Annotated in this window: 8 protein-coding genes; 2 read left to right on the forward strand and 6 right to left on the reverse strand. The window is 61.0% G+C overall.

Going from position 1 to position 11,628, the window contains the following annotated elements; all coding sequences use genetic code 11:
• Window positions 1–33: 33 nt before the first annotated feature.
• Window positions 34–2,508, forward strand: a complete 2,475-nt coding sequence (locus tag ABWV64_RS01345) for a penicillin acylase family protein (protein WP_353342466.1) — start codon at window positions 34–36, stop codon at window positions 2,506–2,508.
• A 49-nt stretch (window positions 2,509–2,557) separates the two neighbouring features.
• Here the strand turns inward: ABWV64_RS01345 and hflX are convergent, their stop codons facing one another.
• The 4 genes from hflX to trkA form a co-directional block, all read right to left on the reverse strand.
• On the reverse strand, window positions 2,558–3,832 hold the full coding sequence (hflX, locus tag ABWV64_RS01350) for a GTPase HflX (RefSeq protein WP_353342467.1): 1,275 nt from the start codon (window positions 3,830–3,832) through the stop codon (window positions 2,558–2,560).
• Window positions 3,832–4,071: an RNA chaperone Hfq gene (gene hfq / locus ABWV64_RS01355; RefSeq protein WP_110795071.1), complete on the reverse strand. Its 240-nt coding sequence runs from the start codon at window positions 4,069–4,071 to the stop codon at window positions 3,832–3,834. The genes hflX and hfq overlap by 1 nt, the downstream gene beginning before the upstream one ends.
• Before the next feature lie 132 nt (window positions 4,072–4,203).
• Complete coding sequence (locus ABWV64_RS01360; protein ID WP_353342468.1) at window positions 4,204–5,766, reverse strand: TrkH family potassium uptake protein; 1,563 nt, start codon at window positions 5,764–5,766, stop codon at window positions 4,204–4,206.
• 12 nt (window positions 5,767–5,778) lie between these two features.
• Window positions 5,779–7,155, reverse strand: coding sequence for a Trk system potassium transporter TrkA (gene trkA, locus ABWV64_RS01365; RefSeq protein ID WP_353342469.1), 1,377 nt, complete (start codon window positions 7,153–7,155; stop codon window positions 5,779–5,781).
• A gap of 166 nt (window positions 7,156–7,321) precedes the next feature.
• On the opposite strand from trkA, the gene ABWV64_RS01370 reads away from it, so the two are divergent.
• Entirely contained in the window at window positions 7,322–7,774 is a 453-nt protein-coding gene (locus tag ABWV64_RS01370) for a hypothetical protein (RefSeq protein WP_353342470.1), read from the forward strand.
• A gap of 68 nt (window positions 7,775–7,842) precedes the next feature.
• On the opposite strand, the gene ntrX is transcribed toward ABWV64_RS01370, so the two are convergent.
• Together ntrX and ABWV64_RS01380 are read right to left on the reverse strand one after the other, a co-directional pair.
• The gene (ntrX, locus tag ABWV64_RS01375; RefSeq protein WP_353342471.1) at window positions 7,843–9,264 is read right to left on the reverse strand and encodes a nitrogen assimilation response regulator NtrX; all 1,422 of its coding nucleotides are present in this window, start codon (window positions 9,262–9,264) and stop codon (window positions 7,843–7,845) included.
• A gap of 7 nt (window positions 9,265–9,271) precedes the next feature.
• Window positions 9,272–11,590 (reverse strand): sensor histidine kinase NtrY-like, encoded by a 2,319-nt coding sequence (locus tag ABWV64_RS01380; protein WP_502902585.1) that lies wholly within the window; start codon window positions 11,588–11,590, stop codon window positions 9,272–9,274.
• Window positions 11,591–11,628: the final 38 nt, after the last annotated feature.

Here is an 11,628-nt window from a genome sequence, read left to right on the forward strand (position 1 = left end):
GCACAGATCAAGACAAAAACAGGACAACACCCAATGGCAACGCTTCTTCGATGGCTCCTTCGGATCGCAGGCACGCTGATCTTGCTGTCTCTTCTGGTGGTTCTGTCGGTCTATTACCTCGCCTCGCGCAGCCTGCCGGAATACAATAAAAGCTTTACGTCTCAATATCTTGCCGCACCTTTGGAGATCGTGCGCGATCACGCCAATGTGCCGCATATCCTTGGCCAAACCGATACCGACAGCTTTTTCGGCCTCGGCTATGCCCATGCGCAGGACCGGTTGTGGCAAATGGTCGTGATGCGCCGCACGGTGCAGGGCCGTTTGTCCGAGATGTTCGGCATGCGCACGTTGCAGATCGATAAATTGATGCGCCGCCTCGACCTCTACGGGCTTTCGCGCGCCTCCGTGCCCGATCTGCGCCCCGAGACGCGCGCCGCGCTTGAGGCCTATGCCGCCGGTGTGAACGCACGGCTTGAGGAAATCAACCGCGATGCTTTGGGCCGCGGTGCGCCTGAAATGTTCCTGTTCTCCGCCCCTGTCGCGCCATGGGGGCCTGCCGATTCCGTGGCGATGGTCAAACTCATGGCGCTGCAAACCACCGGCCATCTACAGCGCGAGGTCCTGCGCGCCCGCACCTCTTTGCAATTGGCCGATCCGGCGCGGATCAAGGACATCTTGCCCGACGCCCCTGGCGCGGGGATCGCAAGCCTGCCGGACTATGCCGCGCTTTTGCCGCGCGGCGCCGCCCCGATGCAAACCGCAGCATATTCCGCCTCTAGACCGATCGGTCCACTCTCGCCCTTTTTCGCTCCGGTCTTTGCCGGCGCCTCCAACGCCTTTGCCGCCGCCCCCGCGCGTTCGGCGGCGGGCGGCACGCTTTTGGCCGCCGATCCGCATCTTGGCTTTTCCGCACCCTCGATCTGGTATCTGGCGCGGCTCGAACTGGCCAGCGGCGGCGTCATCGGCGGCACCATTCCCGGAATTCCGGCGGTGCTCACGGGGCGCAGCGCCGATTTGGGGTGGGGATTAACAGTGTCCTACCTTGATGACCAAGACCTCCACATCGAAGAGATCAATCCCCAAAACCCTAATGAATACAGGACGCAGAGCGGATTTTCGCCCTTCGAGACCCGCAAGAGCATCATCGAGATCAAAGACGCCGCCCCCGTCACCGTCACCTTGCGTTGGACGGCCAATGGCACCGTGCTGCCCGCCAGCGAATTCCAACTTGGCACCATCACCCCCGCCGGTCATGTGGTGAGCCTGAACTGGACCGCGCTGAGCGGGAATGACACGACGATGGATGCGGTGATCGGGTTGATGCGCGCCAAATCCGTACGCGCGGCCATTGCCGCCACCGCGCCGATGATCGCGCCCTCATTGAACGTGGTTCTGGCCGACCGCCAAGACATCGCGATGGTCACCACCGGCGCCATGCCGCGCCGCGATGCGCAGCACCAAAGCCAAGGCCGCCTGCCCACGCGCGGATGGATCGCGCAAAACCAATGGCAAGGCCTATTGCCGCGCAGCGCAAACCCCTCGTTCATTGCCCCGCAAGGCGGGCTTTTGGGCAATACCAACAACAAAACCGTCGATCGCCCCTTCCCCATGCATGTCAGCTTTGATTGGGGCGACACACAGCGGATCCGGCGGCTCGAGCGGTTGATGAAAAGCCGCGAAATCCATACCCGCGATAGCTTCATCGAAGCGCAACTCGACAGTGTGAGCTTTTCAGCGCGCGCGGTTCTGCCTTTGATTGGCGCCGATCTTTGGTATACGGGCGAGGCCGCCCCTGCCGGCACGCCGGAACGTTTGCGCCAACGTGCCTTGGCGCTTTTGGCCAATTGGAACGGCGAGATGAACGAGCATATGCCCGAACCGCTGATCTATGCGGCTTGGGTGCGCATGTTGCAAGCACGGCTGATCAAGGACGACCTTGGCCCCTTGGCCAATGAATACACCCATGTCGAGCCGCTGTTTTTGGAGCGGGTGTTTCGCGACATCGACGGGGCAAGCGCGTGGTGCGATGTGGCGCAAAGCACGCCGGTGGAGACCTGCCCCGAGATCGCGCGGCTGGCGCTGGATGATGCTTTGATCTGGATTTCCGAGCGCTACGGCACACAGCTTGAAAGCCTGCGCTGGGGCGATGCGCATCAGGCGACCCATGATCATCAGGTGCTCGGCGAGGTGCCGCTTTTGCGCTATTTCGTCAACATCCGCCAAAGCACCTCAGGCGGCGACAACACCTTGATGCGCGGGTTGACCTCGGGCGAGGCCAAAGCGCCCTTTGAGAATGTGCATGGCGCGGGCTATCGCGGGGTTTATGATTTTGCCGATCCCGACAGTTCGGTCTTTGTGCTGTCGACGGGGCAATCAGGGCATTTCCTGAGCCGTCATTATGACGATCTGGCACAGCTTTGGCGGCGCGGGGAATATATACCGATGTCCTTGGATACCGATCTGGCCCGCGCGGCGGCGACCGGCATCACGCGGATCGCGCCAAGGTAAGGCATTGAAATAAAAGGGCGCTGCGCGTTAGACCAATCGGTCCAGCGCGCTAAAGCTCGCGAAACCGCTTTTCTTGACGGTTGGTCCAGAGCAGATCAAGCTCGAACCCCTCTTCGGTTTGCCGCTCGGCCTCGACCACCTCTTGCGCGAAAAGCCACGCGCGTTTGCGCCCGTCGGAAAACGGCAAGCTGAGCGTTGTCGCATGTTTGGCCAGTTCGAGCTTTTCGGCAATCGCTTCCAACAGCCCGCTGATGCCCTCGCCGCTGACCGCCGAAATCGCATGGATGCCCTCGGCACGCGCGGCGCGGGTCACCGTCGCTTCGCGCTCGTCGTCCGGCAATAGATCAATCTTGTTCCAAACCTCCAGCATCGGAATGCTCTCATCGAGCTTCAGATCATTCAAGATCTGATGCACATTGCGCGCTTGCTCGCCGGTTTCAGGATGCGAAATATCGCGCACATGCAAGATCAAGTTGGCGCCCAGCACCTCTTCGAGCGTGGCGCGAAAGGCCGCAACCAATTCGGTTGGCAGATCAGAGATAAAGCCCACCGTATCGGAAAGGATCACCTCGGGGCCGCCTTCGGGCAATTGAATGCGCCGCATGGTCGGGTCAAGCGTGGCAAAAAGCATATCCTTGACCAAGACATCGGCGCCGGTCAAACGATTGAAAAGCGTGGATTTTCCGGCGTTTGTATAGCCCACCAACGCGACGATCGGAAAGGGGATCTTGGCCCGCGCCGCGCGGTGCAATTCGCGGGTTTTCACGACCTTCGACAATTGCTTGCGGATGCGGACCAATTGCTCGTCAATGGCGCGGCGGTCGGCCTCGATCTGCGTCTCGCCAGGACCGCCGACAAACCCGAGCCCGCCGCGTTGGCGCTCGAGGTGGGTCCATGCCCGCACCAGCCGCGTGCGCTGGTAGCTCAGCGCCGCCATATCGACCTGCAACACACCCTCACGGGTGCGCGCGCGGTCCGAGAAAATCTCCAAGATCAGCCCCGTGCGATCCAAGAGCTTGACGCCCCACGCTTTTTCCAGATTGCGTTGCTGCACCGGAGTCACCGGCCCGTCCACCAGCACCAGATCGACCTCTTCGGCGGCAAATACCGCTTTGAGCTCGTCCATCTTGCCGGTGCCAAACAAATGACCCGGATGCGGTTTTGCAATGCGCACAACATCGGCGCCCACCACCTCGAGATGCGGCAGGGCAGCGGCCAGCGACACCGCCTCTTCCAACGCCCGCGCCGGAGCGCGCGCAGACTGTTCGGATTTTAAATCAGGATGCAGCACCCATGCGCGGGTGGCCTCCTGCTGATGTTCCATCAATTGGCGTCTTCGCCCTCATAAAGGCTGATCGGTTGCGACGGCATAATCGTCGAGATCGCGTGTTTATAGACCAGTTGCGATTGCCCGTCGCGGCGCAGCAGCACACAAAAATTGTCGAACCATGTGATCACGCCTTGCAACTTCACGCCGTTGATCAAGAACACCGTGACCGGCACCTTGGTTTTGCGCACATGATTGAGGAATGCATCCTGCAGGTTCTGACGGTCGGAAGCCATGATCGATCACCTTTATTCTTGTCTTGGGCCGCAAATCGGCATGCTGTTTGATCCGTTCGCAAGTATGAAGCGCATTTATGGCAGTTTCCAGCCCCAAAATGCAAGCCGCGCAGCGCGCAGCGGCGATGCGCGTCAGTTGCGCCACACCGACGGCGAGACCAGAGCCACAATCGCGAGGGTTTCCAGCCGCCCCAAGACCATAGCCGCCCCAAGCACCAATTTGGCCCCGCTGCTCAGATCGGCCAAGATGATCGGCACGTCAGAGGCGATGCCGATCAAGGGCCCCGTGGTGCTCAGCGCCGCAATGGCCAGAACCGTTGCCTGTTCGAAATCGGCGCCAAAACCGGCCAGAACCACAATCACCAAAGACAAGGACAGCGCAAAGAGCATGAAGAATATCCAAGCCACATAGGCGCCTTTGCGCCGGATGCGGCGGCTCTGTGCGCCCTTGCCGCCGACCGAATGCGGATGGACCAGTTTTTCCATCTCCCGCAGCCCGTTGAGATAGAGCACATAGACGCGCAGCAATTTAACCCCGCCCGCCGTGGTCGCCACCCCGCCCCCCACAAGCGCAAGGCCGAGCAAAATCAACCCCGTCGTCGGCAGCCCCGACCAAGCCTGCGCCGTATCCCAATCGGCCGAGACAAAGCCCGTGGTCGACAAGAAGGACAACACGGTAAACACCCCGCCCCACAGCGCATGCAGGGCCTCCATGCCGCCCGTGCCCGCAACAAGATCGAAACTCGCGATGAAATGGCGCATGAACAAAAGCAGCGGCACGCCCAACACCAACATGATGCCGATGCGAAACTCGGGGTCATAGCGCAGGCTTTGACGCTGCCCTGTGGTGCTGTCCGACGAAAAGGTCAGCCGCGACAAGGCAAAGAGAAGAAACAGAAAAATCACCATTTCGCCCGCAATGCCGGAGGTGGTGCCGCTGCCCATGGACAGCGGCAGCCCCGCATCGCCCACCGCCGCCGGAGACAGGCCGCCCACGGGCGAGATGCCGCTGGTCGCCATGGTCGACATCGCATGGCAAAGCGCCACAAAAGCGCGATCGCCGGTGATCATCAACAAAATCCAAAGCACCAGCGTCAATCCGACATAGACCGGCAAGAGCTGCGCCGCAGAGCGCAGCAGGCGCAGCGCGGGGTCGGTATAGGATTGGCGCTCCTCGGCGACGTCACCCTGCCCCGGTTCGGCAAAGGAAGTCACCTCGAAACCGCCCAAATTCAGCGGCGCCAACACCGCCGCCGCCGCCACCCAGATCAAGAACCCGCCGAGCCAACCCACTTCGGCGCGCCACAAATGCAAGGCCGCAGGCAAGCGATCTGGATCGGAGAAGAGCGTCGCGCCGGTGGTGGTCAAAGAGGAGACCATCTCGAAATAGGCGTTCAAAAACGACGTGGTGCCAAGCGCCTCATGAAAGGGCACGGCCAAGAAGGCCGGCAAGACGATATATGCGGCCAGAAGCGCCGATAGGTTGCCCACCCCGCCTTTGGCATTGCGTTTGCGCCCTGACAAAGAGATGGCGATCAATCCCGACGCGGTCAGCCCCAAGGTTCCGGCATAGAAAAACGCCCGCGCCTGCGCGTGTTCTCCCAGACGCAACGCATAGATCGCAGGCGCATACATCGCCGCCCCCGCAATCGCAAAGAGCAGCAAAAACAAAGGCAAATGGGTCAGGCGGGTCATCACAACATTGGCCTAGAAAAAGTCGATCGAGACCTGCAAGAGCCGCTCGACCTCCGGCACATCCGCAGCCATTGCAAACATGACGATCACATCGCCCTCGTCGATTTTGACGTTGGCCAAGGGTTTCGTCACCTTGCCGTCCTTCAAGATCGCCGCGACGAGCACCCCTTCGGGGAAACCGATGTCGCGGATCGTGCGGCCCGAGATCGGCGAAGTCGACAGCACCTCGGCCTCGATCACCTCGGCCTCGGCATCACCGATCGAATAGACGCCGCGCACACGCCCGTGACGGATGTGGCGCAAGATCGAGCTGACCGTTGTGGCGCGCGGGTTGATATAGGCATCCACCCCCAGCGGCCCCAACAGCGGCACCAATGTCGGATCGTTGATCAAGGCGATTGCCATCGGGCAGCCTTCGGCCTTGGCGCGCACAGCGGCCAGCATATTGGTCTTGTCATCATCGGTGACGCAAAGCACCGCATCGGCGCGGTTGATATTCGCCTCGGCCAACAGCGCCGCATCCAGCCCGTCGCCATTAAGCACAATCGTGCGCTCCAATTCTTCGGCGGCGCGCTCGGCGATTTTGCGGTTCTTCTCGATCACCTTGACGCGGATGCGCTGCGTGCGCTTTTCCAATGCCTTGGCCACCGCAAGCCCGACGTTCCCGCCGCCGATCACCACCACACGCTCTTGCTTTTTCAGAGTTTTCCCGAAGACCTCAAGCATCCGCGGCACGTCTTCATTGGGCGCGAAGATATAACAATTGTCCCCGACAAAAAGCTGGTCCGAGGGCGCGGGCGCGAAAAGCCGCCCGTCGCGGCGCACCCCCACCACGATCACCCGCAGCGTCGAGAACAGATCGGTCAACTGCCGCAGCGGCGTGTTCACCACGGGGCAATCGTCGTCGATTGTGATCCCCATGAGCTGCGCCTTGCCGCCCAAAAAGGTTTCGGTGTCAAAAGCCGCCGGCGCGGCCAGACGTTGCAAAGCGGCCTCGGCCACCTCGCGCTCGGGGCTGATCACCACGTCGATCGGCATGTGATCGCGCCGGTAAAGATCCGAATAAATCGCCGTCAGATAGCTTTGCGCGCGCAAACGCGCCACCTTGCGCGGCACGGAAAACACCGAATGGGCGACCTGACAGGTGACCATATTCACCTCGTCCGAATAGGTCGCGGCAATCACCATATCGGCGTCGCGCGCCCCCGCACGGTCAAGCACATCAGGATAGGAGGCAAACCCCGAAATCCCTTGCACATCAAGGGTATCGGTCGCACGGCGCACCAGATCGGGATTGCTGTCCACCACGGTGACGTCGTTGTTCTCTCCGGACAGATGGCGGGCGATTTGCCACCCCACCTGCCCCGCGCCGCAGATAATGACCTTCATAAAAGCCGTTCCCGTGCTTGTTCATCTATGTCCCGCCACGCTAGCGGTTTGCTGCGCGAAATGACAGATGCGAATATGCCCGTCAAATCAATTGTCTTTGCTTTGCGCCCTGTGCAAATTGGGCCATATGCCGCGCCCATCTGCGGCCCAACGCCCGAGGCTTGCCATGCTCCGACCCCGCCTTTTGCCGCTCGTATTGACCCTCGCCCTCGCCGGTTGCCTGCCGGTCGAGGTCTATCACAAGACCGGCGTGCCGATTTCCAAGCTGCGCAGCGATGATCTGGACTGCGCCGTCTCGGCGCTGGCCAAAGTGCCGGTCACCACGATGACCCGCACCATCGCGGGCCATTACGTGCCCGGGCGCAGGGTATGCGGCCCCGCCGTATGTTACCGCACCGCCGGATACATGACGCCGCCGCGGATCGAGCAATATGACAGCAGCGCGCCGCTGCGCGCCCAAGTGGCTGCGCAATGTATGCAAAACCGCGGCTACCGCGCCGTAGAGTTGAAACGCTGCACCAGCAGCGGGCCGATCACCGTGCCGAGCCGTCAACCGGAGCTGAGCGCCGCATCCTGCGCCGTTAAGGTCCAAGATCGTTGGGAAGTTGTCACGCCGTAAAGGCCTTATGCAAGGCTTTGTGATTGGACCAAACGGTCCAACCAAATCTTGTGGTGCATATGACGGGTTTAGCTCGCTTCTTCCACGCTCTCGTCGTCATCCACATGCGCCACCCGCGCGCCGGATTTGTTCGAGGTGACCACGCCGAGCGATTTGAGCTTGCGGTGCAGGGCGCTGCGCTCCATCCCGACGAACTGCGCGGTGCGCGAAATATTGCCGCCAAACCGGTTGATTTGCGTCAACAGATATTCGCGTTCAAAAGCCTCGCGCGCTTCGCGCAGCGGCATCGTCGCCAAAGTGCCGGCCAAAATCACCCGCCCCTCGTCACCGCCGCCACCGCCCGTATCGCTAGGCAGTTCAGCCGCCTCGATCGGGCCGCTGCCATCGCCCAAAATCAACACCCGCTCCATCATATTGCGCAGCTGGCGCACATTGCCGGGCCAGATCACGGTTTGCAACATCGCGACCGCTTCCTCGCTCAGGCTGCGTAGCGGCAAGCCTTGGGTTTTGTTGAACATTTCGAGGAAATGCTCGGCCAGAACCGGAATATCCTCGCGCCGCTCTTCCAAGGACGGCACCGCAATCGGCACGACATTGAGCCGGTGATACAGCTCTTGGCGAAAGCGCTCGGCTTTGATTTCCGCTTCCAGATCGCGGTTGGTGGAGGAAATCACCCGCAAATCGACCCGCACCTTGCTTGATCCGCCGACGCGCAAAAACTGTTGATCGACCAGAACCCGCAGGATTTTTGACTGTGTTCCCAAGGGCATATCAGCCACTTCGTCAAAATAGATCACCCCGCCATTGGCTTGCTCCAACAATCCTGGCTCGATGCCGTTCTCGCTGCTTTCGCGGCCAAAGAGCGCCTCTTCCATCCCGTCAGGTTCGATCGAGGCACAGCCCACGGTGACGAACGGCGCCGAAGCGCGGGCCGAATTGGCATGGATATAGCGCGCCGCAACCTCTTTGCCCGCCCCCGCAGGCCCCGTCAGCATCACCCGCCCGTTGGATTTGGTCACCTTATCAAGCTGGCTCATCAAGGTTTTGAAGGGCACCGAGGCCCCGACCATTTCGGTCGGCCCGACATCCTTGCGTTTGAGTTCGCTGTTCTCGCGGCGCAGGCGCGAGGTTTCCATCGCGCGCCGGATCACCACCAGCAACTGATCGATATTAAAGGGTTTTTCGATGAAATCATAAGCGCCCTGTTTGATCGCGGCCACGGCGATTTCGATATTGCCATGGCCCGAAATGATCACCACCGGCACCTCGGGATAATCGCGTTTGACCGTTTTGAGAATGTCGATCCCGTCCATCTGGCTGTCCTTGAGCCAGATATCGAGGATCATCAGGCTGGGCGGCTGATCCTCGACCGCCTTCATGCAATCGTCCGAATTGCCGGCCAACCGCGTGGTAAAGCCTTCATCCTCAAGAATATCCGAGATCAATTCGCGAATATCGCGCTCGTCGTCCACAATCAAAATATCGCTCATGTGTCCCTCATACCGTTTCTTTTACGTCTGTTTCTCCGCCCGCCGCAGGCCGCAAAGCCTCGGGCGTCAGAGGCAAGCGAACCACCGCCATTGCCCCCGCATGATTGGCCGCCTCAAATTGCGGCGCGGTCTCCAAAGCAAGGCTGCCGCCATGCTCTTCGATGATTTTCTTCACGATGGGCAGGCCAAGACCGGTGCCCTTCTCGCGGGTCGTGACATAGGGCTCAAAAAGCCGCGCGCGATCTTCGGGCAATCCGATCCCGTTGTCGGCAATGCGAATTTCCGCCATCGGGCCATGGCGATCCAATGTGATTTCGATGCGCGGCGCATAGCCATCGGGCACGCCGCGCTCGATCAGGCTTTCGGTCGCCTCGCCCGCGTTTTTGATCAGATTGGTCAAAGCCTGATGGATCATCGTCGCATCAAGATCGGCAGTCATCACCGCGTCCGCACCCGCCAAGGTAATCGTCACATCGGGTTGCCCCGCGCGTTGCAGCAACACCGCGTCATTGAGGATCGAAGAGATATTTTCCTCGCGCCTTTGCGGCTCGGGCATACGGGCGAATTTTGAAAACTCGTCAACAATGCGCCGCAAGTCATTGGTTTGGCGCACAATAACGCCCGTGAGCTGTTCCAGATCACCGGCGTTCGCCTCGTCCAGATGCCGCGAAAACTTGCGTTTGATCCGCTCTGCGGAAAGCTGGATCGGGGTCAGAGGGTTTTTGATTTCATGGGCGATCCGGCGCGCCACATCGCCCCATGCCGCCATCCGCTGCGCCGCGACCAAGTCGGTGACATCGTCAAAAGCGACCACGAAACCTTCGAGCCTTTGCGCGTCGCTGCGCCGCGTCGACATACGCACCAGAAGGTTTTCAAGCCGCCCCGCGCGGCTGACCTTGATCTCTTCTTGCACCACTTCTTGGCCGCTGCTGCGCAGCCGCTCGAACAGCGCGCCGAACTCCGGCACCGCCACTTCCAAGGCGACGCTTTGACGTTCTTCGTGCCAATCGAGCAAACGCTCGGCGGAGCGGTTCACAAAGGCCACGCGCCCCTTGGCATCAAGCCCGACCACGCCGGAGGTCACCGAGCTGAGCACCGAATCGAACATCCGGCGGCGGCGCTCGATCTGCTCATTGGTGTCCAAAAGCTCTTGGCGCTGGCCTTTGAGTTGGCGGGTCATCTGGTTGAAATAGCGGCCAAGCTGGGCAATCTCGTCCTCGCCCTCCTCTTCGACGACCTGCACATCCAGATTGCCGGTCCCGACATGCTGCGCCGCCGACGTCAGCCGCCCGACGGGCCGCGCCAGCCGCTCGGCGAACCAAAGCCCGAGCCAGATCGCCGCCAAAATCAAGATCACCGCGAACCCCAAGTAGAGCAGTCCGAATTCGAACAAGACCCGCCCGCGCTCGCTTTCAAGCTGCTTGTAAAGCCGCGCGGTTTCTTGGGTCTCGTCAAGCAGGTTCAAAATATCGCCATCGACCGTGCGACTGACATAGACCAATCGGTCTACAAATGCCTCTAGCGGCACTAAGGCCCTGAATTCATTGTTATCCCAATCGGGAATGATCAAAAGCCCCTGATCGAGCGCCATGGCGATTTGCGCGGCAGTCGGCTTTTCGAAATCAAACAGATAGGAGCGCTCACCGCGCGAGCGCAGCGTGCCGCTGCTGTCGATGACATAGGCTTCGCGCAGGCCGCGCTGGATTTGCGACTGGCCTTGGGTGAGCACCTCGCGCACCTGCCCGTCGGCCATAAACCCGCGTGCGCGGCGCGAGGCATCGACAAACCCCGCCAAAGCCCGCGCATCTTGGGCCAGATCGCGGCGATGTTCGTCCTCATAGGCCTGCGCGGCGGCCAAGGACGAGCCGACCACTTGGCGCACCCGTTCGGAAAACCAGCCCTCAAGCCCGACATTCACCGTCAACATCGCAAAAATCGCCACGGTCACTGTCGGGATCAGCGCCATCAGCACAAACACGCCGGTCAAGCGCAGGTGGAGCCGCGATCCGGCCGAATGGGCGCGCCGTGCGGCGACCATCTGCGCCACGCGTTGCAAGACCAAGGCCGCGACCGCCAACACATAGACCAGATCGGCCAGAAGAATCAGCCGCAAGCCGATAGAGGTCGCGGCTTGATCCAAGGGGCCAAGGATCAAGAATGTCGCCAGAGCCAGCAAGGGACCGAGCACCACAAGACCCAAAGTCGCCGCATTTTGCACGCGCTTCTGGCGCCGCAAACGTTGCAGCCTGAGCCAAGTCTGTTTCCGCTTCGGGGGAGCCAAGCGCTGCCCTCTTCCTGATGTGCTGATACAAATCGGCCACAGCATCCCACGCAGGATGCAGCGAAATCTGCTCAGCGAACCGC

This window comes from Litorivita sp. NS0012-18, assembly GCF_040371945.1.
In the GTDB taxonomy this organism is placed as follows: Bacteria; Pseudomonadota; Alphaproteobacteria; order Rhodobacterales; family Rhodobacteraceae; genus Litorivita.